This window comes from Ruminococcus sp. RTP21484sp1_RTP21281st1_A8_RTP21281_210402 (genome assembly GCF_040914025.1).
GTDB classification, from domain to species: Bacteria; Bacillota; Clostridia; order Lachnospirales; family Lachnospiraceae; genus Blautia_A; species Blautia_A faecis.
Genome location: NZ_JBCPGE010000034.1, coordinates 1 through 23,315, shown reverse-complemented (window position 1 = coordinate 23,315; position 23,315 = coordinate 1). Strand labels below are relative to the sequence as shown.

Genomic DNA, 23,315 nt, shown 5'->3' with positions numbered 1-23,315 from the left:
CTGAAAGATAGTTGTTGATAAAAAAACGACATAAAAAGCCAAAAAGAGTGTCTTAAAATTATCAGATTTGATGATTTTAAGGCACCTTTTTACTGTTTTGGAGAATAACATTGAAATTTGAAAATGGAAACTGTATAATAACAAAGTAACACATTTTTAACATCTTGTAAGAAACAAGCGAATAAGGGTAAACGGTAAACACTACTGGTCCGGTAAGGAACGTAACCTGAAACTGTTTATCAGGAGGAGATATGGGAAAATGGAAAAAATGGCTGTCTGCCGGTTTATTTACAGCTATGCTTGGAACTGCAATAATTGCAGGACCAACTGCAGATGTAAGTGCCAATGCAGGAAATAAGCCATATAATATTGAAAATGTTTCACCAGATGCGCATCTGGCACCAAGTGTAGGAGATTCCTCTTCCAAGACAAGCTCAAAGGCATGGCACAAAATTGACGGAGTCTGCTACAATGGAAGCGGAAAGAAAGTAGAAGGAGCCATTACCAGAGGCATGGATGTCTCAGAATGGCAGGGAAAGATCAATTGGAAGGAAGCCAAGAAAGATCTGGATTTTGCCTTTGTGCGTATTTCCTATGGAACCAGACATCTGGATGATTATTATGACTATAATATGACTGAGGCAGAAGCAGCAGATGTGCCGGTGGGAACTTATGTATACAGTCTTGCCAAGACAAACAAAGAAGCACTTGCTGAAGCGCAGCTGGCTATTCGTCAGATGCAGGGACATAAGGTTTCCTATCCGGTAGCTTTTGACCTGGAAGATGAAGCTACATTGGGAACCTTGACCAGAAAGGAAATTTCCCAGATTGCTCTCACATTCTGTGATGAGATCCGCAAGGCAGGATATACACCAATTCTCTACATGAATCTGAATTGGTATAATAATTTTGTAGACTGGAACGTTCTGGAAGGCTCCGGTCTGGATGTCTGGATTGCAAGCTACGGAGATACAATTCTTGCACCGAGCGCCAGCAAATACAAATACACCATCTGGCAGTGCACAGCTGGTGATGAAGTTCCAGGTATGATCAGTACCAAGAAGCTGATCAGCGGTGTTCCAAAAGAGAACAATGTGGATCTGAACTTTGGCTATGTAGATTATACAACCAAGGTTGTTCCCAGATGGAATTCTCAGGAAGGCTATACCCCTGCAAAACAGCCTTTATATTCAGATCCCAAGCTTCACAAGAATGGCTGGACCACTGTTAAAGGCAGAAAATATTACTACACAAATGATAAAAAGGCCAAAGGCTGGCTGGAAATTGATGGCAAGTATTACTGCTTTAGTTCCGTAGACGGACACTTATATAAAAGCAAGCTGATCAAGAAAGACGGCACTGCTTATTACGTGGACAAAAACGGCGTACGTGTAGAAAATAAAGTTGTGACAAAGAAAGGCAAGACCTACTATTTCGGAGCAGATGGCAAAGCCCTGACAGGTATGCGCAAGGTGGGCAGGAAATATTATTATTTCAGCACTACATCCTTTGCCATGGAAAAGAATTACAAATATGTAGCAGCCAACGGCAGCATTTACTATTTTGGAAGTAAAGGTTACCGTGCAAAGAACAAGTTTATCACCCTCACAGAGAATGGCAGGAAGAATACTTATTATTTTGGAAAAAATGGAAAGGCTTATAAGGGCTGGTACACTATCAAAGGAAAAAAATATTATTTCTACCGCGGAACGGGTGCTGGCGCAGGAGTACGTGCGCAGAACTTGAGCCTGACCAGTGCAGATGGACTCGTTTCCGTATTTAACAAAAATGGTGTATGTACCAAACAATACAGATAGGATGACCAGTAACAGTAACCAATAATCTTGATTTATCAGACGGAATCATGTATATTAGAGCGTGTTTGAAAGATCTCCCACAAATTGTGACGCACATCTTGCAGAAAACCTTTTTAAACACGTTCCAAGAAGTCGATAAGACTGTAAATTTGACTGAATATAAAATGAAAGATAAATAAGGAGAAAAGAAAATGGGAAAAATTAAAGTAACAAATTGTGATGATATTGAAGGATTAAAAGTAATCGAGCCAACCGTATTTGGAGATTCCAGAGGTTATTTTATGGAGACTTACAATTACAATGACTTCAAAGAGGCAGGAATTGACGTAGAATTCGTACAGGATAATCAGTCCAGCTCACGTTATGGTGTTCTTCGCGGTCTCCATTTCCAGCTTCATTATCCACAGGACAAACTTGTCCGCGTAGTAAACGGAGAAGTGTTTGATGTGGCTGTAGATTTAAGAGAGGGCTCCAAAACTTATGGAAAATGGTACGGAGTTGTTCTTTCAGCAGAGAATAAGAAACAGTTTTTTATTCCGAAAGGATTTGCACATGGCTTCCTGGTTCTTTCTGAGAATGCGGAGTTTACTTATAAATGCTCCGATTTTTATCATCCAAACGATGAGGGCGGTCTGATCTGGAATGATCCGGACATCAATGTACAGTGGCCGATTCCGGAAGGTATGGAGCTGATCTTCTCTGACAAGGATCAGAAATGGGGCAGCTTTAAGGAACTTAACAGATAGGAGACTGTAAATGCTTAAGTCTATTTTTTCCCTGCCGGCGGATTTATATAAAAACCGCCGGCTGGTTATGAAACTGGCAAAAAATGATTTCAAGACCCGATATGCAGGTTCTTATTTTGGAACCTTCTGGGCTTTCGTTCAGCCAGTGGTAACAATTCTGGTATACTGGTTTGTATTTTCAGTGGGGTTCCGGTCCAACACAGATGAACTGGGAGTCCCTTTTGTGCTTTATCTGGTAGCTGGTATTGTGCCCTGGTTTTTCTTTTCTGATGCGCTTTCCGGAGGTACCAATTCGCTTCTGGAATACAATTACCTTGTAAAAAAGGTAGTGTTCAACATTAGCGTCCTTCCAGTGGTAAAAATAATTTCCGCTTTATTTGTACATGGCTTTTTTGTACTTCTGGCAATTATTCTTTATATATGTAACGGAAGATTTCCTGACTGGTACTACCTTCAGATATTGTATTATAGTGCATGCGTCTTTTTTCTTGTGTTGGGACTTTGCTATGCTACCAGCGCAATTGCAGTCCTTTTCCGCGATCTGAACCAGATTATTGGTATCGGATTACAGGTTGGAGTATGGTTGACTCCTATTATGTGGGTGTCAGAGAGCATGATCGGTACCAACAGCCTTCTATACAAAATTCTTCAGCTGAATCCTGTATTTTATATTGTATCAGGATATCGTGACGCATTTATTATCAAGCGCTGGTTCTTCGAAAGACCAGTCTGGACATTATATTTCTGGGTATTTGCCATCTGCTGCTTCCTGTTTGGAAACTGGATTTTTAAGCGGCTTCGGGTTCATTTTGCAGATGTTCTGTAAAAAGAAGAAAAGCAGTTATGAATCGAAATGTATTCAGCGAAGAGGAAAGGTAACGGCTCATGAGACATGTTCGATGAAGTACAGAACTGTAGAAGAACTGAGCAGTTATGATGCGGATAGAAAAGAAAGGAAACAACGTGGAAAGTAAAAACGCCATTGAAATAAGAAATTTGTCCAAGATGTATAAGCTCTATAACAGACCACTGGATCGCCTGAAGGATTCTCTGGGGCTTAGTCGTAAGAAGCTGTATAAAGAGCATTATGCACTTAAGGATGTTAGTTTTGATATTGGAGAAGGAGAATGCGTTGGTATTATTGGAACAAACGGCTCCGGAAAATCCACTATTCTGAAAATTATTACCGGTGTACTGGCTCCTACAGCTGGAACCGTAACCGTAAATGGAAGAATTTCGGCTCTTCTGGAACTGGGAGCCGGATTTAATCCGGAATATTCTGGTATGGAAAATATTTTCCTGAATGGTACCATGTTAGGCTTTTCCGAAGAAGAAATCAACGCAAGGCTGGATGAAATCCTCAGTTTTGCAGATATTGGTGACTTTATCCATCAGCCGGTAAAGACCTACTCCAGTGGTATGTTTGTACGCCTGGCCTTTGCTGTGGCTATCAACATAGATCCGGAGATCCTGGTAGTGGATGAAGCACTTTCTGTAGGTGATGTATTTTTTCAGGCGAAATGCTATCATAAGTTTGAGGAATTTAAGAAACAGGGCAAAACTATTTTGTTTGTAAGTCACGACCTGGGAAGCATTTCCAAATACTGCGATCGTGTTATTCTTTTGAATCAGGGTGTCATGCTGGACGAGGGTACGCCTAAAGCTATGGTAGACATGTATAAGCAGCTTTTGGTACATCAGGATCCGGTGAAACAGGCAGAAGGCTCAGAGACAAAGAAAGAAGACTGGAAACAGGGATTCCTTGTGAACCCGAACACATTGGAGTATGGGGAAAAACAGGCTGAGATCACAGACTTCGTTGTAATGGATTCCAAGAGCCTTCAGACCAACACGATCGAGAAGGGGTCTAAATTTCAGATTAAAATGCGCATTCATTTTCATGAAAGCATTCAGCAGCCTATTATGGCTTTCACATTCAAGAATATTCAGGGAACTGAGATCACAGGAACCAACACTATGTATGAAGGTGTGAATGTGGAACACACAGACGCAGGGGATGAGTGTGTAGTGGTTTTTGAGCAGAAAATGGATATGCAGGGTGGGGAATATCTTCTCTCCTTTGGCTGTACCGGCTATCGGAATGGAGATTTTACCGTATTCCATCGTTTATATGATGCATGCAACATAACTGTGGTTTCTTCCAAAAATACAGTTGGATTCTACGATATGAATTCCAAAGTGTGGATAGAGGAATAATAAAATATGCAGGAAAAAATCGGAAACGTAACATTAGATTATGAATATTACCCAGGCGAGGATCTGTACAGTGATGGTCCTGTGGAAGAAGAACTTCTGGAAATTGCGAAAAATTATCAGGAGAAGGAACTAAACCAGTTGATCTATGAGCGAAACAGCTGGCCGGTCCTTTATCATTTTTCACATATTCGCCAGAATATTCTGGAGTGGCTTCCTATCACAAAAGAACAGAAGGTTCTGGAAATCGGGTCCGGATGTGGACCGATCACAGGAGTTCTCGCGCGAAAAGCCAAAAGTGTCACCTGTATCGATCTGTCAAAAATGCGCAGCACCATCAATGCATATCGAAATCGCGAATGTGATAATGTGAAAATTATGGTAGGAAATTTTCAGGATGTGGAGAGTAGCCTTACTGAGAAATATGATTACATTACCCTGATCGGTGTGTTTGAATATTCCCAGGGCTATATCGGGACAGCACAGCCTTATGTGGAAATGCTCCGACGCATTGCCCGCCATCTGGCACTGGGAGGCAGAATCGTGATCGCGATTGAGAACCGACTTGGCCTGAAATACTGGGCCGGCTGCACCGAAGATCATGTGGGAAAATATTTTGAAGGACTGGAGAACTATCCGGATACCAGAAGTGTGCGGACTTTTTCCAGAAAGGAACTGTCTGATATTATTGACCAGGCTGGTGAATTTAAGACCACTTTCTATTATCCATATCCGGATTATAAATTCCCGATGACTATTTATTCAGACAAGCGTCTGCCGAAGAAAGGCGAGCTTCGGGATAATTTCTGCAATTTTGACCGTAACAGAATACAATTGTTCAATGAGGGAAAAGTATACGATTCCCTCACTGATGCAGGACTTTTTCAGGAATTTTCCAATTCATTCCTGGTGATTGTGGAAAGGAAGGAAAACAAATGAAAGAGATTATTTTCAGTAAATATTCCAATGAAAGAAGCCGTTCCTTCGCAATTCGCACTGACATTGTGGAAGAAGATGGGAAAAGATGGCTGGAGAAAAAATGGCTGTATCCGGAAGGAAAAGAACATGTTCTTCGCATGAAAAAATGGAATCAGAAGCTTGATCAGATGTATGGGGAAGTTCCGTTTCTGAGCAACAAGTGCGAGATAGGCGAAGACTGTGCTTATTTTGAGTATCTGGAACAGGAGAATCTTGCAGAATATCTGGATGATCTGCTGGGAAAGGGAGAAAAGGAAAAAGCTGAGAAAATTTTTACGGAATATCTGGAAAACGTACAGAAGCTTCACAGCAAAAAGCCGTTCACAATAACTGAGGAATTCAAAAATGTTTTCGGTGATGTGCCTATGCCTGGCGGACTGACATGTACAGATGTTACGAATATTGATATGATCTGTGACAATGTTGTAATGACCCGTCCATATACACTTCTGGACTATGAATGGACATTTGAGTTTCCTGTTCCCTGTGAATTTGTACTGTATCGGATCATCCATTACTATATACAGACGCATAAAGTGCGTGAAGTGCTGAATGCAGCCGGATTTTATGAGAAATTTGGTATTTCAGAAGTGATGAGAACCAGTTTTTCCAGAATGGAAAGCGGTTTTCAGGTATATATCACAGGCACGCATGTTCCTATGAGGGAGATGTATGCCACAATGACTCCAGGGGTGGAATATTTGTCCCTGAGTAATCTGGGACCGCTGCAGGTATATTTCGCGGAACAAAGAGGTATGTATTCCGAAGCAAGTTCTGTAAAAAGGCCTATTATGGCCGGAAAGGTAAAATGCACCTTGAATCTGCCGAAAAGCTGCAGGTTTATAAGAATTGATCCAGGTGATCATCCGTGTACGGTACATCTTGCAGCAATCCGCTTTGACAGGATGCCTGCTTCCATGGATGGGGTTCTGACACCCGATGGAACAATCTGCGGCAGCTGGGCCTTCCTTTCACGGTTTGATCCCTGCATTGTAGATATAGAGGTTCCGGAAGGTGCTAAGAATCTTACACTGAACCTGGAGATTGATGAGGCAAAAGAAGATATGCTGAATGAGATCCGTGCCCTTGAGGTGAGAAGCCATAGTCTTAAAGGAGTGCTTGGAGAGCGGGCGAGAGAAGCAGTGGACCGTCTGAAAAATGGTCGGGAATCTTCTGCAAAGAAAGGAAAGTAGAATGAATCAAAAGGTAATGCTGGTTGAAAAAGAACGGTTTCTTTTGAATGATAATTGCAAATATATGATCACAGGAAGGGTTTCAAAGGAAGCAGATATAGAGTGTTATCTGGATGGTATCCGCCTTCTTTCTGAGGCAAACCTGATTACTGTGATGACCGGATTTATGAGGGCTGTGGAGACGAAAAATCCAGGAGGCAAATGGGTGGAGGTATTAGTTACCCTGCCTGAAAATCTGCAGAGTTACAAAAAACTTGAGGTGTACGCTGTTAATGGAAAGGAGCGTTTCCTCTGGTATAAGATGAAAACCCCGGATCTTATGAGAAAACAGGGAAAACCTCAGCTTTTTGTAGATGGGGAATCTATAGTCAGAGAACAGAAGAAGGTTATCCTTGCCGGCTGGGCAGTAGGAACCACACCGGTTTCCCTGCAGGTATATGATGAAAATAAAAAGCCTGTGAAAATAACCCTGAAGCGGAATACCCGAATGGACGTGGCTGAAATGTTTCGGGAATGCGAAGTGAATAAGGATTGCGGATTCCATATCCAGGCAGAAAATGTATCTGGAAAGAAGGCTTATCTTGTTGCAAAGGATGAGAACGGAAAAAAGGCAGTCTACCAGATTGGTATTTCAAAGGGCGAACGCTTTAAGGCAAAAGCCAGCCTTTATTCGAAAAAGGCAATGGAGAATTATCGTTCCAATGGTATTCATACTGTGATCCGGAAGTCTCTGATCAAGCTGGAAGCGTTGAGCAAGGGAGACGGTCTTTACCAGACCTGGCTGAAGGAGAACAGGGTTACTAAGAAAGAACTGAATCAGCAGAGAAAGACTGTTTTTCAGGAGAACATTAAGTTTAGCCTTGTGGTTCCTCTCTATAAGACGGATAAGTATCTTTTGAAGGCTCTTGTGGATTCTGTGCTGGCGCAGACATACAGTAACTGGGAACTTTGTCTTTCAGATGGAAGCGGAGCAGATTCTCCAATCCGCAGTATTCTGGAAGAGTATCAGAAAAAGGATCCAAGGATCAAAGTTGTTTTCAATGACAAACAGCTGCAGATTTCAGACAATACAAATGCTGCTATTGGAATTGCCACTGGAAATTATATTGCATTTGCAGATCATGATGATACCCTGGCAGAGGAAGCTTTTTATCAGATGGCAAAGGAGATTTCACAGCATCCGGAGGCGGATCTTATTTATTCTGATGAGGATATTATTGATATAAGAGGAAATCGGCTTTTCCCTCATTTTAAGCCGGATTTTAACCCTGATTATCTGTGCTGCGTAAATTATATCTGCCATCTGGTGGTTGTAAAGAGAACGCTTCTCGACCGAACAGGGCTTCTGCGGCCAGAATATGACGGTTCTCAGGACTTTGATTTTCTGCTTCGCTGCACGGAGCATACAGACAGTGAGAAAATCCGCCATATTCCCAAAATTCTGTATCACTGGAGAAGCCATGAGGGTTCCACAGCGGGAAATCCGGATGACAAGCCATATGCAGTGATCGCAGGAGAAAAGGCACTTGCAGGGCATTATGAGCGCATGGGAATTAAGGCAGAGGTGGAATACACTGGATGCCCGGTCGTTTTCAGAACCCGTTTTGTTATAGAGGGTGACCCGAAGGTATCCATTCTGATTCCGAATAAGGATCATACAGAGGATCTGAATAAATGTGTGACTTCCATTCTGGAGAAGAGCACCTGGAAAAATATCCAGATTATCGTAATTGAGAATAACAGTGAGAGGGAAGAGACCTTCCACTATTATGAGAAACTTGAGAAGCGGTATCCTCAGGTAAAAGTGGTTACATGGGATGGTCCCTTCAACTATTCAGCAATCAACAATTTTGGTGCAAAATATGCGGATGGAGATTATTTCCTTCTGCTCAATAATGATACAGAGGTTATTACTCCAGAGTGGCTGGAGAACATGATGGGCTATTGCCAGAGAGAGGATGTGGGCATTGTAGGTGCCAAGCTCCTTTACCCGGATAATACGGTTCAGCATGCTGGTGTCGTGGTAGGAATCGCAGGTTTTGCAGGACATATTCTTACCGGATATGACAGATATGCCACAGGATATTTGTGGAGACTGGCAACTACACAGGATGAGAGTGCAGTAACAGGCGCCTGTCTGATGGTGAAGCGAAGCGTTTTTGAGGAACTTCATGGGCTGGATGAAAGCTTTGCAGTGGGACTGAATGATATTGACTTCTGTCTTAGGGCAAGGGCACTTGGTAAATTGGTTGTATTTACTCCGGAGGCCTGCCTGTACCATTATGAATCTAAGTCACGCGGACTGGAGAATACGCCGGAGAAGAAGGCGCGTCTTCAGAAAGAGGTGGATCATTTCCGGGAACGTTACGGAGATTTTCTGAAAAAGGGTGATCCGTATTACAATCCGAATCTGAGTATTGTGAGAGGGGATTGTGCATTCAGGATGGCGTATGAGAAGAAGGATGAAATAGTTTGATGCAGAACTAATATAAAAACCCAGTCGGGAGAGGAAGATACCCTGTCCTGACTGGGCTTTTTATTAGGATTTTACAATTTTCACGATCCTCCAGATCAAAAGAATCAGAAGAAGTAAGAATACACCGGCAATTACAAAATACGGAATTTCAGTGTGATTATCGGAGTAGTCCTTGGCCGCCTGCATGTGCTGCTGACCTTCCTGGACGGAAGCAGTATCATCAGACTGAACAACTTCAAGGACTGCAGATCCCACAGAAGTGCCGTTAAAAAGGTAGGTGCGGTCAATCTGGTCGCCGTTCTGGGAATCTTCTGTGGTAAGGCTATCGGCACCGGTGCCGGCTGGAACTACTACGTCACCGCCGGAGATAATGCTGAAATCGCTGTCTCCAAGGGATAAAGTTACAAACTGATCGAATCCATAATTGAGAATAGAGGCTGCATCAGGAGCTGTCTGACCGGAAGCACCTTTCAGGACTACGCTGATCAGAGTCATGCCATTTCGTTGGGCTGCACATACCAGTGTACTTCCGGAGGCTTCCGTATAACCTTCCTTACCGCCGATACATCCTTCGTAAAATCCAGTGCTGCCAGTATCTGTCATGGTGAATTTGCTGGTCAGGTTACGGGCTGCCGCTTTATTGGTGGCAGGGATCGTGTAGCTGGTGGCTGCTGCGATGGTTCTGAAAGACTCATTCTGGATGGCGGCTTGCATGATCAGCGCCATGTCGTGGGCTGTAGTGTGCTGGTTGTCATCCGGAAGTCCGGTGGGATTCGTGAATACGGTATTGGTACATCCAAGCTCCTGTGCCCGGGTATTCATCTGCTGGACAAAGCCGTCTACAGAACCGCCTACATGCTCTGCAATCTGCAGTGCAATATCATTGGCAGAGGCAACCATAATGGCATACAGGCACTGCTCTACAGTGAAGACTTCGTCAACCTGTGAGGAAATACTGGCACCACCGTCTGTGACACCGGAAACTCCGGTGGCGGTCATGGTAACCTCATCTGTGAGCTGTGTATTTTCAAGAGCCAGAAGACAAGTCATGATCTTGACTGTACTTCCGGGGAAAAGTACTTCGTCTGCATTCTTGGAATAGAGAATGGTATTGGTGGTATTCTCCATGACTACAGCCGCTTCAGAAGAAATATCGGAAGCCTGGGGCCATCCGGAAATGGAATTGGTAGATATGGTACTTGATGCTTCAACTGCTGCACTCTGGTCTGCCTCTTCTGCAGATATGGGAACCTGGAAAAGAAGAGATGCGAAAAGACCAAGAGCCAGAAAAACTGAGGTTATCTTTCGCTTTTTCATAGTATAATGAACTCCTGTATTAAAATAATGGTATCTGCAGTGATGTCTGTGAACAGCATCGTAACACTCTTTCTGACAGTGCAGATACAATTCTGCTGCAAGTATAACATATAGTATATTTTTCCTGTAAAATAAAAAAATATAATACAAATATAATCATATCCTAAAATGTGGTTCAATTCAACCTTTCTTTTACAGCTTCCTTGCAAAATTGTTTCTTCAATGTTAAAATAGGGTCATTATAAAAGCAAAGGATTTTAATATGAGCGATAAAAACGGATCAGAGGGACGGATCCAGTGGTCTCGTTTCTTCAAAAAATTATCTCCTTACATGATCCAGAAGGGACTTTTGTATCTGAAGCATTATGGTCCCAGGGAGTTCTGGATACGGCTGCACGAGCGCTTTGAGCCGGAGGAGATCCCTTATGGTCCCTGGTACGCGGCATATGTGCCGGACCAGACGGTCCTTGACAAACAAAGAAAGAAAAAATTTGCTTACGCACCTCTTATCAGCGTGGTAGTTCCGGCTTATCGTACTCCGGAATTATTCTTGCGGCAGATGATTGATTCATTGGAAGCACAGACCTATGAGAGCTGGGAGCTTTGCATTGCCAATGGAAGTCCGGAAGATCAGTCTATGAGAAAAGTGCTGGAAGAATACAGCAGCAGGGACAGGAGAGTACGCTGGCAGGAGCTCACTGAGAATAAAGGGATTGCAGAGAACACCAATGCTGCATTTGCCATGGCAAAGGGAGAATTTGTAGGGCTTCTGGATCATGATGATCTTCTTGCGCCAAATGCTCTTTACGAGGTTGTGAATGCACTGAACCAGCATGAGCACGGGGATGCAGTATACACAGATGAGGATAAAGTGACTGCTGAACTGGACGAGCATTTTCAGCCGCATCTGAAGCCGGATTTTAATATTGATCTGCTTCGTTCCAATAACTATATTTGTCACTTTTTTGTTGTGCGGCGGCAGCTGGTAGAAGAAGTGGGCGGATTCCGCAGGGAATTTGACGGTGCACAGGACTATGATTTTATTTTCCGTTGTGTGGAAAAAGCCAGGGAAGTGGTGCATGTACCGGAGATTTTGTACCATTGGCGTACCCACAAGGCATCTACTGCTGATAATCCTGCAAGTAAGATGTACGCTTTTGAAGCAGGCAAACGTGCTATCGAGGCGCATCTTGAGAGGACTGGAGTAAAAGGCACTGTAAGCCATACTCCGGATCTTGGATTTTACAGAGTGAAATACCCGGTACAGGGACATCCGCTTGTTTCCATTATCATTCCCAATAAAGACGAGAAGGAAACTCTGGAGAAATGCCTGGAATCTATTAAGAAGAACACACTCTACGACAATTATGAGATCATTATCGTGGAGAATAACAGCACTACAGATGAGATTTTTGATTATTACAGGAAGATTTCAGAGGATCCCAGGATCCATCTGATCTGCTGGAAAAAGGAATTCAACTATTCCGCGATCAACAACTTTGGGGTTAAAAATGCCAGAGGTGAATATCTCCTTTTTCTGAATAATGATGTAACGGTCATTACAGAGGACTGGATGGGAGAAATGCTGGGGGTGTGTCAGCGAAGAGAAGTGGGAGCAGTAGGTGTGAAACTGATCTATCCGGACAATACCATCCAGCACGCAGGCTGTGTGATCGGAATTGGTGGAATTGCAGGTCATATGTTTGTGGATATGCCTGCGGATCGTACCGGATATCTCCACAAGGCGTCTATTTTACAGGATATGAGCGCTGTAACTGCAGCCTGTATGATGATGAAGCGCAGTGCTTTTGACAAAGTGGGCGGCTTCACAGAAGAACTTGCAGTCGCCTTTAACGATGTGGATCTGTGCCTGAAGACTACGAAAGCAGGTTATCTGGTGGTTTATGATCCTTATGCAAGGCTTTACCATATGGAATCCAAGACCCGCGGAGCAGAGAACAATGAGGTGAAAGTCAGACGTTTCCAGCGGGAAATCGAATATATGAGATGTAACTGGATCGATATTCTGAAGAACGGTGATCCCAATTATAATAAGAATCTTTCCCTGACCAAGTGGAATTATTCTTTAAGACCACTTCCGGGCATGACCGGCAAAAAGGAGGAAGACTAAGAAGACATTATGCAGGAAGTATCAGTCATTATTCCCAATTATAATGGGATGGCATATCTGGAGGGTGTGCTTTCAAGCCTGGAGCAGCAGGCGTTTCAGAATTTTGAGACCATTCTGGTGGACAATGGATCCTCAGATGGAAGCGTTGCCTTTGTAATGGGGAACTTTCCCTGGGTACACATTGTGGAGCTGCCAGATAATTTCGGCTTTTCAAGAGCTGTAAATGAGGGGATTTATGCATCACGGACACCTTATGTGCTCCTTTTGAATAACGATACAGAAGTAGATAAGAATTTTGTGGGGGAAATGCTGGCAGCTATAAAGCGTCATAAGAAGGCCTTCTCCTGCAGTGCAAGGATGATCTGTTATCATGACCGGAATAAACTGGATGATGCAGGAAATTATTATTCTGCTCTTGGCTGGGCATATGCCCGGGGCAAAGGAAAGGATATTCATTCCTTTGAGAAGGAAGGGCGGATATTTGCTTCATGCGCTGGCGCAGCTATTTACCGTAAGAAGGTTTTTGAGAAAATCGGATATTTTGATGAAGAGCATTTTGCATATCTGGAAGATATTGATGTGGGCTATCGTGCCAGGATCTTTGGATATGAGAACTGGTATGTGCCAGCTGCACTGGTCTATCATGTAGGCAGCGGAACAAGCGGATCCAGATACAATCAGTTTAAGACCAGATATTCTTCAAGAAATAATATTTATCTGATCTACAAAAATATGCCGGTTCTTCAGATTATTTTGAATCTTCCTTTTCTGGTGCCGGGCTTTGGCATGAAGATCCTGTTTTTTTCCCAGAAGGGAATGGGCAGGGAGTATGTGGCAGGAATCAAAAATGGGTTCCAGATCAGTCATAGAAATAAAAAAGTGAAGTTCCACATGAGAAATCTTGGAAGATACGCCAGAATCCAGCTGGAACTGTGGTGGAATATAATTTACAGATTTATGGTATAAAAAGTTTGTGCAGAAGTGATTCGTTATTATTTCGTAACTATTTTTCGTGTTAATGTATGAAGAATTTATTGCAATTCTGTTTTATCTATTATAAGATAGAGGAAGTCACAGACCGGAGAGTGTTGGAAAAAGGCTTTAGAGCCTGTTTGAAAAAGCATTCCCGCAATCTGCACGCCCCACTTTGCGGTATATTTTGCCCGAATTCGGTTGCCGTAGCCCGCTACGGCGCCCTCATCCGGACAAAATCTCCCACAAATTGTGACGCACATCTTGCAGAAAGCCTTTTTCAAACACGCTCTAAAGCGTAAGATGTGGATGAAACGCGCAGCAGGAACAGGTTTGTGAAGGTTGCTGTGAGTGACAAACCCGGCAACATGTGAAGAAGGGCAGAGGTGGCAGAGATTGATTAAAGATAATCAGAAGAACTTCAGTCGGCTCCATGTCGTTATAGATGCCTGTGTAATTACGTTATCTTATATGTTTGCCTGGGCGCTGAGATTTATCGGACCTTTTGCAGCAAATGCTGTCCGGGCCAGAAGTTTCCAGCAGTATATGTCTGCACTGGTATTTATCCTGCCGGCGTATATTCTGCTGTATCATGCGTTTTCGCTGTATGAACCAATGCGGATGCAGGGAAGACGTCTTGTGCTGTCTAATATTGTGAAAGCCAATTCTCTTGGTATTCTGATCACTACATTTATTTTGTATACCATTGAAGAAGGCGATATTTCCCGTTCTGTACTGTATATGTTTTACGGAATCTGCATTGTGGCAAGCTGGGGAGCAAGAATGTTCATTTTCTACAGCCTGCGCAAAATGCGAAAGAAAGGACTGAACCAGAAACAGGTAGTGCTGGTTGGGTACAGCCGGGCAGCAGAAGAGTATATTGATCGCATTCAGCAGAACCCTCAGTGGGGATATGTGGTAAGAGGCATTCTGGATGACAATATTACTGCAGGTACCATGTATAAAGGCGTCAAGGTGATCGGAAGAATTGCCAATCTAAACGTGATCCTGCCGGAGAACAGGCTTGACGAGATTGCGATTACACTGGGATTAAGTGAATATTACCGACTGGAGGAGATTGTAGCGCTTTGTGAGAAATCAGGAGTGCATACAAAATTTATTCCGGATTATAATAAGATTATTCCTACGAAACCATATACAGAGGATATTCTGGGACTTCCGGTGATCAATATCCGGTATGTTCCTCTTAGTAATACTTTTAATGCCATGATAAAAAGAATAATGGATATCTGTGGCTCCATTATTGGAATCATTGTGGCGTCGCCGATCATGCTGGTACTATGTGCGCTGATAAAGCTCACTTCTCCTGGACCGCTGATCTACCGTCAGGAACGTGTGGGTCTCCATAATCAGACTTTCTGGATGTATAAATTCCGTTCTATGGAGATTCAGCCGGAGGCAGAGGAGAAGAAAGCCTGGACAGTAAAAAATGATCCCAGGGTTACAGCAATCGGCAGATTTATGCGAAGAACCAGCCTTGATGAACTTCCCCAGCTTTTTAATATTTTAAAGGGAGATATGAGTCTGGTAGGGCCAAGACCTGAGAGACCATTTTTTGTGGAAAAGTTCCGTGAAGAGATTCCGAGATATATGGTGAAGCACCAGGTAAGACCCGGGCTGACCGGATGGGCACAGGTAAACGGATACAGAGGTGACACTTCCATCCGCAAGAGGATTGAGTGTGATCTTTACTATATCGAGAACTGGACTGTAGGGCTTGATATCAAGATAATGTTTATGACGATCTTTAAAGGATTCATTAATAAGAATGCGTATTGAGAAAGGAAAGAAAAATGGCAAGACCTGGTAGAAAAAAGAGGACTGCTTTGTTTATTGTGGAAATTATCTGTCTTTTGCTGTTTATTGGCGGATTGTATGTATATGGACAGATTGATTCCAGATTGAACAAGATTGAGACACCTCAGCTGGATGAGAGCAAGATTGTTACGAATGTGACAGCACCACAGATGTCTGGCTATACAACTTATGCACTTTTCGGAATCGACCAGCGTTCCAAGAATGCTGCGCTTGATGCACAGAACAGTGATACCATTATCATTGCAAGTATTAATAATGATACCAAAGAGGTGAAGCTTGCTTCCGTATATCGTGATACTCTTCTGGATATTGGAAATGATACTTATACCAAGGCAAATGCTGCTTACGCATATGGTGGTCCGGAACAGGCCATTTCCATGCTGAATACCATGCTTGACCTGAAAATTACGGATTACGTAACTGTTAATTTTAATGCAATGGTAGCTGCAATAGATGCACTTGGCGGTCTTGATATTCCTCTTTCCTATGCGGAAATGGTGTTTATGAATGACTATTGTATAGAAACTTCCCAGGAGACCGGCAAAAGCTACACGCCAGTAGAACTGCCGGATCCCAAGCCGGAGAACGAGGAGGAAATCCTTGGAACATACCATCTGAATGGTGTACAGTCAGTTTCTTACTGTCGTATCCGTTACACTGCAAGCATGGATATGGGACGTACTGAGCGTCAGCGCCGTGTGATCGGAATGATGGTTGACAAAGCAAAGGCAGCAGGAATTACCACCATTTTCAATATTATGGACGAGGTATTTCCTATGATTTCCACATCCATCACGAAGACTGAGATTCTGAACCTGATTCCGACGCTGATGGGGTATAACATTGCAGATACTACCGGTTTCCCAGCCAAGTACAAATTTGCGGATGTGAAGAAGGCCAGCATGGTTGTTGCAGACACGCTGGAGGATAATGTAAAGGAACTTCATAAGTTTCTGTATGGTGCTGATGAGAATTACCAGCCGTCACAGAACATCGTGGAGGCGAATGCCCGGATCATTGAGCTTGTAGGCGGTGCAGATACCTTGGTTGACCAGTCTCCGATTGCAAGTAATGAAGCAGGAAATTCTTCTGATATTGTATGGCAGGGTGACGGAAGCGGAAACTATGATTACAACGATTATGGTGGAAGCGATTACGACAATAGCTATGATAACAGCTACGACAACAGCTATGATAACAGCTACGACAATAGCTATGACAGCGGAAACGACTATAGTGGAGACGATAGCGGCGATTATAGCGATGGCAGTTATGACAGTGGAAGTGATTCTGGAAGCAGTTACGATAATGGAGGAGACTACAGCGGCGGAGATTATAGTGGAGACAGCTCCGGCGATGGCGGTTTCGAAGATGGAAGCGGATATTGATCAGTAGATAAATATTCCATGATTGAAAATTTAAAGGGACCATCCGAAAGGAAGTGGTCCCTTTTTCGCGAAAAGGATGTGCGCTCTGCCAGCATTGTTACCATATTGCGAAAGTATATTTATTCGTGCAGAACCTGAAAGAGGAGAGATACTATGGAAACAGTTGACGTAATTATTCCTGCATACCGTCCGGGAAAAGAATTTGAGAAGTTGTTGGATTCTCTTTCCACACAGAATTATCCAGTGGAAAAAATTCTTGTTATGAATACAGAAGAGAAATTCTGGAACACGGCCTGGGAGAAAAAATTTCCAAAAGTGGACGTGGTACATTTGAAAAAGGCGGATTTTGACCACGGTGGAACCAGATGCCGGGGAGCAAGACTGTCTGATTCAGATATTATGGTATTTATGACTCAGGATGCAGTTCCGGCAGACAGAAATCTGATTGGAAATCTGATCCGTCCACTGCAGGAAAATTCCAAAGTTGGAGCTGCCTACGCAAGACAGCTGGCTCGGGAGGACTGTGCTTACCTGGAAAAATACACCAGAAGATTTAATTATCCGGAAACTTCTTCTATAAAATGGGAAAAAGATACTGGCATATATGGAATAAAAACTTATTTTTGCTCCAATGTGTGTGCAGCTTATAAGAAAAGTATTTATGAGGAAATTGGCGGTTTTGTAAAAAAAGCTATTTTTAATGAAGACATGATCTATGCAGGAACTATGGCAAAGCGGGGATATGGAATTGCCTATGCTGCAGATGCCTGTGTGATCCATTCACACAATTATTCATGCAGACAGCAGTTTCACCGGAATTTTGATCTGGGTGTTTCCCAGGCAGATCATCCGGAGATTTTTGAGGGAGTACCATCAGAGGGAGAGGGACTTCGCCTTGTGAAAAAGAGCCTGGCTTATCTTATAAAAACAGGGCATATCTGGCTGGTTCCCAAGCTGGCAGGGCAAAGTGGCTTCAAATATATGGGATATTTTCTTGGAAAAAGATATAAAAAGCTGCCGAAAAAGGTGATTTTGTTTTGTACTATGAACCGTGAATATTGGAAAAACGAGTAACTGTTCAGTGTTTTTACAGTTATGCACTTCGTGAATAGGGACTGTGGCTATGAAAGGTGACACTTTTTTTCGTGTCACCTTTTCTTAATGAATCTATCACATTTTCAACACAATTGCTTGCTAAACTTGTATCATAAATAAAAGAAAATGTTACAGAATGCTGCAGATTCCAACGTGAACAGCAGCACTGTTTATGAACATAGAAGGGAGCAGAAAATGAGTGATGAATGGAATTGGGGACAGGAGCCAGAGAAAACGGATGGCAGCTCCCAACAGCCAGAGAATACAGATGAATCCGGATCGGCTGCATCGGATCAGACAGCGGCCCCCGAAGATGAATTGAATGAAAATGTAACTTATCATTACAGATATACCAGCAGCAGAAATTCAGATGGTGCAGGAAGCACAGACAATGGAAATTATTACGCTTCCAGCAATAATTCAGATACTTCCGGAAATTCATCCAAAGACAGCGGTTTTGAGTCCCAATCTTCGGAACCCAGATATGCGCATTATCAGGTTGATGAACAGGAGAAGAAGCCTGAGGAAAAAAAGAAAGGAAGACATCACAGACTTCATAATGATAAGGCAGCATCTTCCGGTTTGGGAAGGAAAGCAGGAAATACTATTACGCTGGCTGTGATTTTTGGTCTGGTGGCAGGTCTGGTATTTCAGGCAGTGAATATGGTGTCGGATAAATATTTTAAGAAAGAAACTCAGACTGCAGTAGGGTCTGCAGAGACACTTACTTCTTCAGCATCTGCCAGTACTACGGCAGAAGAAAGCACAGATGCAGGCGAAGGCATCAATGCAGAAATCGTAGCAAATGAAAAAGGTCCCGTTGCAGGGGTTGCCCAGGCTGCAATGCCCTCAGTCGTGGCAATCACTTCAGTAAGCATGCAGGAAATTCGCAGCTTTTTCGGCTATGGAATGGAATATCCCAGTACAGGAAGCGGTTCTGGTATTATTGTCGGAGAGAATGATGATGAACTTCTCATTGCTACCAACAATCATGTAGTGGAGGGCGCTACTACACTGAGTGTCTGCTTTATCGGAAGTGATGTGGTAAGTGCAGAACAGGAAACTGAGAATTATATAAATGGAAATGGAGACTTGAATATTGATGGTGCAGTTTCCGCAAAGATAAAAGGAACTGACGAGGATACAGACCTTGCGGTGATTGCAGTTGAAAAAAGTGACATTCCGGAAGAAACCATGAGCCAGATTAAAATTGCCCAGCTTGGCAATTCGGATGATCTTGCTGTTGGTGAGCAGGTGGTTGCCATTGGTAATGCACTTGGTTATGGTCAGACTGTAACATCTGGCTGGGTAAGTGCCCTGGATCGCACTGTTCAGTCCGATTCCAATACTTATGAGGAGCTGATCCAGACAGATGCAGCAATTAATCCTGGCAACAGTGGTGGTGCCCTTTTAAATATGCAGGGAGAATTGATTGGAATTAACTGTGCCAAAATTGCATCAAGCAGTATAGAGGGAACCGGATATGCCATTCCGATTTCCAAGGCACAGCCCATTCTGGAAGAACTTATGAATCGTAAGACAAGGGATAAAGTTTCAGATGAGTCACAGATTGGCTATCTGGGAGTTAAATTCGCCGATCTTTCCAGAGAAGCAATCCAGATGTATAATATGCCATCTGGTGCATTTGTTATGGATGTGTATCCGGGAGAGGCAGCAGATAATGCCGGAATCCAGAAAAGTGATATTATTACCAAGCTGGATGGCCAGAAGGTTTCAAGTAAGGCTGATATCAACGATAAGCTTCAGTATTATTCAGCTGGTGAAGAAATCGAAATTGAGGTGGCACGGTTAAATAACGGAGAGTATGAGGAATCGACAGTAACTGTTACATTGAGTGCAAGACCGGATGGTAATCAGTAATATGCAAGGGGAGCTGATAAGGCTCCCCTTTTCACATTTTATAAAAAGTTAATTTCTAAATCAGAGAAAAGTATGGTACAATAAGAAAACAAAAATGATTTTTACATAAGATAGGAAAGACTGCTGGTTAGCCTGATAACAGCAGCAGGAAAGGAAATAATTATATGACTGAACATTTTGACGATGAAAAAGACGAAATCATCGATGGCGATATAACAGAGAAGAACGATGATCACGAAGATGACAGCGATTATGAGAAATTCTGTTTTCTCTGTCATCGTCCGGAGAGCCAGGCAGGCAAAATGATCGAGCTTCCTAACAATATACATATCTGTAATGATTGTATGCAGAAAAGCTTTGACACCATGACCCAGCAGATGAATAACGGACTGAATCTGAACGATCTTCTTAATATGCCTAATGTGAGTATGATCAATCTTGGCAGTATTCAGGATGCAATTCCTCGTCCGAAGAAAGTAAAGAAGAAAAAAGAAGATGCCAGGCCAGAGATTGATCTTAAGAAGATCCCGGCACCACATAAGATCAAGGCAAGCCTTGACGAATATGTAATTGGTCAGGAGAGAGCCAAGAAAGTAATGTCTGTTGCTGTCTATAATCATTATAAGCGTGTGGCTACAGACACTATGGATGAGATTGAGATAGAGAAGTCCAATATGCTGATGATCGGACCTACCGGATGCGGAAAGACCTACCTGGTAAAAACTCTTGCCAGACTTCTGGACGTGCCGCTGGCTATTGCAGATGCTACTTCTCTTACAGAGGCAGGCTATATTGGTGACGATATTGAGAGTGTGATCTCCAAGCTTCTTGCTGCAGCAGATAATGATGTGGAGAAAGCAGAGCATGGGATTGTCTTTATTGATGAGATTGACAAGCTGGCCAAGAAAAAGAACACCAATCAGCGTGATGTAAGCGGTGAAGCGGTTCAGCAGGGACTTTTGAAGCTTCTGGAGGGAAGCGAGGTAGAGGTGCCGGTCGGAGCCAACAGCAAAAATGCCATGGTTCCTATGGTAACGGTAAATACCAGAAATATTCTGTTTATCTGTGGAGGGGCATTCCCGGATCTGGAGAATATTATCAAGGAGAGACTGAATAAGCAGGCATCTATCGGCTTTTACGCAGACCTGAAGGACAAATATGACAATGATCCACATATTCTGGAGAAGGTGACAGTAGATGATATCCGTGCATTTGGTATGATTCCGGAATTTATCGGACGTCTGCCGATTATATATACACTGGACGGACTGAATGAGGATATGTTAGTGCAGATTCTGAAGGAACCGAAGAATGCAATTCTGAAACAATATCAGAAGCTCCTTGCCCTGGATGAGGTGAAGCTGGACTATGAGGAAGATGCGCTTCACGCGATTGCGGCCAAGGCACTGGAGAAACACACTGGAGCCAGAGGTCTTCGCGCCATTCTGGAGGAATATATGCTGGATATCATGTATGAGATTCCGAAAGATGACAGTATTGGACAGGTGATCATTACCAGAGAATATATTGAAGGTACAGGCGGTCCGAGAATCCTGCTTCGCGGACAGGAAATTCCCCTGATCGGGATGGCACAGTAGACAGGGAAACAGGTGTTTCATCATTTTGCAGCTGTTCAGGAGACAGCTTTTAGCCGTAAAAGTACTGAATAGTTACAACACTTTTTATATGAAAGGGAGATGGTATTATGGCACGCGATTTTTTTGACGAGTTAAGTGACACAATTACAAGGACAACCAAGGATCTTGGAAAAAAAGCCGGTCAGCTTTATGAGGCACAGAAGATCAGAAGCAAGATTTCCAGTGAAGAGCAGATGGTACAGAAACTGAAAGCAGACATTGGAAATGTGATCTTTGAGAAGTACAAAGAAGGTGCAGAAGTAGAAGAAGCTCTTAAAGGGTTCTGCGAAGAGATTGAGCAGCATCTGGATATTATTGATGGATATAAGGATGCAGCAGCGGAGATGAAGGGACGGAAAATCTGTCCGGCATGTGGAAAATCTGTAGACAGAAGTGTCTCCTTTTGTCCATATTGTGGCTCTGTATGCCCGACTCCGGAACCGGAGAAAGCTGAGGGTGATGTGGTGGACACTGAGACTGCAGAACCTGTAGAAGAGACAGAAGAGAAGCAGGCAGAGAATGAGGCAGGTACAGAGGAAGAAAAGGTCTCAACAGAAACTGAGGAAAGTGGTCAGGATTTTCCAGGTAAATAAGGAGGCTGCATTTATGCTTTCGCTAACAATTGCCGGCGGAATTTTTCTGTTGGATTATAAGATAAAAGAACATATTGACAGTACCCGCCTTCAGGGAAGCAAAGAAGAAGTACTGGGAGGCAGACTGCTCCTTCGGAACTGTCACAATAAAGATAAGATTCTTGGTAAGGTAAAAATCGGCAGGGAGAATTGCCAGGAGCTTGCAGCAGCTGGTATGGGCTGTGTGGCAGGGGAATACTGGCACCAGCTTCTCCACGGCGGAAATAAGCTTAGCAGAGTCGGTCTTGCCATGATCCTGGGTGGTGGAATGGCCAACTACACAGACCGTCGAAATAAAGGATATGTTACAGATTATGTGAGCCTGAATGTGAAGAAAAAAGAAATTCGTAAGATCGTATTTAATCTGTCTGACGTATGTATTGCTGCAGGTACCATTCTGTGGGCAGCAGGAAATTTATTTTCATATAGGAAAAAATAATCTGAGACAGAAAACAAAAGACACCTGGCACAGTGCGCTAGGTGTCTTTTGTTTTTCTGGAGAGCAGTGAGGGAGGATAAGGCTGCTTTGTATCTGTGCGTTCCAGCAGATAATCTACACTTACATTATAGAAGTCTGCAATTTTGCATAAGACATCAGGAGGGATGATTCTTTCCCCTCGTTCATAACGTGAGTAGGTACGCTGGATCACATTGAGATAGTGAGCCATGTATTTCTGTGTCAGATCATGATCTTCCCGCAGCTCTCTGATTCTTTTGTACGTCATATTTCATTTCTCTGGTGTAAAAGTATAAATAGTATCAGCCGTCAGCCACAGGTGGATAACGGTTGATTTCATTATAAATTGCGGTTCCCTTGGAATAGTTAAAAAGACCAAAATGGACTAAGAACAAATCTATGCCGGAATCCTAAAAGATACAAAAATATATTTTTTAAATTTTTCAAATTTTTTTGAAAATTAGTGTGTCAAGCGTTTTTGAAAATGTCCTAAAATAATTGAAGTATTAGCCCCGGCTTTTTGCTGGGGCTTGTTAAATTGA

General features: G+C 43.0%; 19 protein-coding genes and 1 pseudogene. 17 read left to right on the top strand and 3 right to left on the bottom strand.

Annotation, left to right across the window (positions count from 1 at the left end):
- Positions 1-251 precede the first annotated feature (251 nt).
- From AB5170_RS15440 to AB5170_RS15410, 7 genes are all read left to right on the top strand, one after another.
- Positions 252-1,817, top strand: a complete 1,566-nt coding sequence (locus tag AB5170_RS15440) for a GH25 family lysozyme (RefSeq protein ID WP_173734904.1) — start codon at positions 252-254, stop codon at positions 1,815-1,817.
- 191 nt (positions 1,818-2,008) lie between these two features.
- Positions 2,009-2,563, top strand: a complete 555-nt coding sequence (gene rfbC, locus AB5170_RS15435) for a dTDP-4-dehydrorhamnose 3,5-epimerase (protein WP_118579668.1) — start codon at positions 2,009-2,011, stop codon at positions 2,561-2,563.
- A gap of 10 nt (positions 2,564-2,573) precedes the next feature.
- A complete protein-coding gene (locus AB5170_RS15430; protein WP_148461729.1) occupies positions 2,574-3,389 on the top strand; it encodes an ABC transporter permease in 816 nt (271 codons plus the stop codon).
- 107 nt (positions 3,390-3,496) lie between these two features.
- Positions 3,497-4,780 (top strand): ABC transporter ATP-binding protein, encoded by a 1,284-nt coding sequence (locus tag AB5170_RS15425; RefSeq protein ID WP_226855032.1) that lies wholly within the window; start codon positions 3,497-3,499, stop codon positions 4,778-4,780.
- A 6-nt stretch (positions 4,781-4,786) separates the two neighbouring features.
- Positions 4,787-5,716: a class I SAM-dependent methyltransferase gene (locus AB5170_RS15420; protein WP_148461728.1), complete on the top strand. Its 930-nt coding sequence runs from the start codon at positions 4,787-4,789 to the stop codon at positions 5,714-5,716.
- Positions 5,713-6,948, top strand: a complete 1,236-nt coding sequence (locus AB5170_RS15415; protein WP_173734903.1) for a hypothetical protein — start codon at positions 5,713-5,715, stop codon at positions 6,946-6,948. Before AB5170_RS15420 ends, AB5170_RS15415 begins: the two co-directional genes overlap by 4 nt.
- Before the next feature lies 1 nt (position 6,949).
- Positions 6,950-9,424: a glycosyltransferase gene (locus AB5170_RS15410; protein WP_243243764.1), complete on the top strand. Its 2,475-nt coding sequence runs from the start codon at positions 6,950-6,952 to the stop codon at positions 9,422-9,424.
- A gap of 63 nt (positions 9,425-9,487) precedes the next feature.
- On the opposite strand, the gene AB5170_RS15405 is transcribed toward AB5170_RS15410, so the two are convergent.
- Positions 9,488-10,741, bottom strand: coding sequence for a D-alanyl-D-alanine carboxypeptidase family protein (locus tag AB5170_RS15405; RefSeq protein WP_148461726.1), 1,254 nt, complete (start codon positions 10,739-10,741; stop codon positions 9,488-9,490).
- 262 nt (positions 10,742-11,003) lie between these two features.
- Between AB5170_RS15405 and AB5170_RS15400 the strand changes: the two genes are divergently transcribed.
- Both AB5170_RS15400 and AB5170_RS15395 read left to right on the top strand, forming a co-directional pair.
- Entirely contained in the window at positions 11,004-12,872 is a 1,869-nt protein-coding gene (locus AB5170_RS15400; protein ID WP_173734902.1) for a glycosyltransferase, read from the top strand.
- Positions 12,873-12,881: 9 nt separating this feature from the next.
- Positions 12,882-13,838, top strand: coding sequence for a glycosyltransferase family 2 protein (locus AB5170_RS15395; RefSeq protein WP_148461724.1), 957 nt, complete (start codon positions 12,882-12,884; stop codon positions 13,836-13,838).
- Between the two features lie 65 nt (positions 13,839-13,903).
- On the opposite strand, the pseudogene AB5170_RS15390 reads toward AB5170_RS15395, so the two are convergent.
- Positions 13,904-14,068, bottom strand: a pseudogene (locus AB5170_RS15390) (DUF6783 domain-containing protein); the annotation flags it as partial.
- Here AB5170_RS15390 and AB5170_RS15385 point away from each other — a divergent pair.
- The 8 genes from AB5170_RS15385 (at position 14,006) to AB5170_RS15350 (ending at position 22,755) form a co-directional block, all read left to right on the top strand.
- Positions 14,006-14,146, top strand: coding sequence for a DUF6783 domain-containing protein (locus AB5170_RS15385; protein WP_306467763.1), 141 nt, complete (start codon positions 14,006-14,008; stop codon positions 14,144-14,146). The pseudogene AB5170_RS15390 and the gene AB5170_RS15385 sit on opposite strands and share 63 nt — an antisense overlap.
- Before the next feature lie 94 nt (positions 14,147-14,240).
- Complete coding sequence (locus AB5170_RS15380; protein WP_173734901.1) at positions 14,241-15,644, top strand: undecaprenyl-phosphate glucose phosphotransferase; 1,404 nt, start codon at positions 14,241-14,243, stop codon at positions 15,642-15,644.
- A 14-nt stretch (positions 15,645-15,658) separates the two neighbouring features.
- A complete protein-coding gene (locus AB5170_RS15375) occupies positions 15,659-17,071 on the top strand; it encodes an LCP family protein (RefSeq protein ID WP_118579654.1) in 1,413 nt (470 codons plus the stop codon).
- Positions 17,072-17,224: 153 nt separating this feature from the next.
- Positions 17,225-18,145, top strand: coding sequence for a glycosyltransferase family 2 protein (locus AB5170_RS15370; protein ID WP_118579651.1), 921 nt, complete (start codon positions 17,225-17,227; stop codon positions 18,143-18,145).
- Positions 18,146-18,361: 216 nt separating this feature from the next.
- On the top strand, positions 18,362-20,047 hold the full coding sequence (locus AB5170_RS15365) for a S1C family serine protease (RefSeq protein ID WP_173734900.1): 1,686 nt from the start codon (positions 18,362-18,364) through the stop codon (positions 20,045-20,047).
- Between the two features lie 164 nt (positions 20,048-20,211).
- On the top strand, positions 20,212-21,645 hold the full coding sequence (gene clpX, locus AB5170_RS15360; protein WP_118579648.1) for an ATP-dependent Clp protease ATP-binding subunit ClpX: 1,434 nt from the start codon (positions 20,212-20,214) through the stop codon (positions 21,643-21,645).
- A gap of 107 nt (positions 21,646-21,752) precedes the next feature.
- Positions 21,753-22,277 (top strand): zinc ribbon domain-containing protein, encoded by a 525-nt coding sequence (locus tag AB5170_RS15355; protein ID WP_148461720.1) that lies wholly within the window; start codon positions 21,753-21,755, stop codon positions 22,275-22,277.
- Between the two features lie 13 nt (positions 22,278-22,290).
- A complete protein-coding gene (locus tag AB5170_RS15350; protein ID WP_178090597.1) occupies positions 22,291-22,755 on the top strand; it encodes a signal peptidase II in 465 nt (154 codons plus the stop codon).
- Between the two features lie 37 nt (positions 22,756-22,792).
- On the opposite strand, the gene AB5170_RS15345 is transcribed toward AB5170_RS15350, so the two are convergent.
- On the bottom strand, positions 22,793-23,041 hold the full coding sequence (locus AB5170_RS15345) for a helix-turn-helix domain-containing protein (RefSeq protein ID WP_118579639.1): 249 nt from the start codon (positions 23,039-23,041) through the stop codon (positions 22,793-22,795).
- Positions 23,042-23,315 lie beyond the last annotated feature (274 nt).

Coding starts and splice junctions, on each gene's coding strand:
- AB5170_RS15440 (WP_173734904.1), top strand. CDS start 252: ATGGGAAAATGGAAAAAATGGCTGTCTGCCGGTTTATTTACAGCTATG.
- rfbC (WP_118579668.1), top strand. CDS start 2,009: ATGGGAAAAATTAAAGTAACAAATTGTGATGATATTGAAGGATTAAAA.
- AB5170_RS15430 (WP_148461729.1), top strand. CDS start 2,574: ATGCTTAAGTCTATTTTTTCCCTGCCGGCGGATTTATATAAAAACCGC.
- AB5170_RS15425 (WP_226855032.1), top strand. CDS start 3,497: ATGATGCGGATAGAAAAGAAAGGAAACAACGTGGAAAGTAAAAACGCC.
- AB5170_RS15420 (WP_148461728.1), top strand. CDS start 4,787: ATGCAGGAAAAAATCGGAAACGTAACATTAGATTATGAATATTACCCA.
- AB5170_RS15415 (WP_173734903.1), top strand. CDS start 5,713: ATGAAAGAGATTATTTTCAGTAAATATTCCAATGAAAGAAGCCGTTCC.
- AB5170_RS15410 (WP_243243764.1), top strand. CDS start 6,950: ATGAATCAAAAGGTAATGCTGGTTGAAAAAGAACGGTTTCTTTTGAAT.
- AB5170_RS15405 (WP_148461726.1), bottom strand. CDS start 10,741: ATGAAAAAGCGAAAGATAACCTCAGTTTTTCTGGCTCTTGGTCTTTTC.
- AB5170_RS15400 (WP_173734902.1), top strand. CDS start 11,004: ATGAGCGATAAAAACGGATCAGAGGGACGGATCCAGTGGTCTCGTTTC.
- AB5170_RS15395 (WP_148461724.1), top strand. CDS start 12,882: ATGCAGGAAGTATCAGTCATTATTCCCAATTATAATGGGATGGCATAT.
- AB5170_RS15375 (WP_118579654.1), top strand. CDS start 15,659: ATGGCAAGACCTGGTAGAAAAAAGAGGACTGCTTTGTTTATTGTGGAA.
- AB5170_RS15370 (WP_118579651.1), top strand. CDS start 17,225: ATGGAAACAGTTGACGTAATTATTCCTGCATACCGTCCGGGAAAAGAA.
- AB5170_RS15365 (WP_173734900.1), top strand. CDS start 18,362: ATGAGTGATGAATGGAATTGGGGACAGGAGCCAGAGAAAACGGATGGC.
- clpX (WP_118579648.1), top strand. CDS start 20,212: ATGACTGAACATTTTGACGATGAAAAAGACGAAATCATCGATGGCGAT.
- AB5170_RS15355 (WP_148461720.1), top strand. CDS start 21,753: ATGGCACGCGATTTTTTTGACGAGTTAAGTGACACAATTACAAGGACA.
- AB5170_RS15350 (WP_178090597.1), top strand. CDS start 22,291: ATGCTTTCGCTAACAATTGCCGGCGGAATTTTTCTGTTGGATTATAAG.
- AB5170_RS15345 (WP_118579639.1), bottom strand. CDS start 23,041: ATGACGTACAAAAGAATCAGAGAGCTGCGGGAAGATCATGATCTGACA.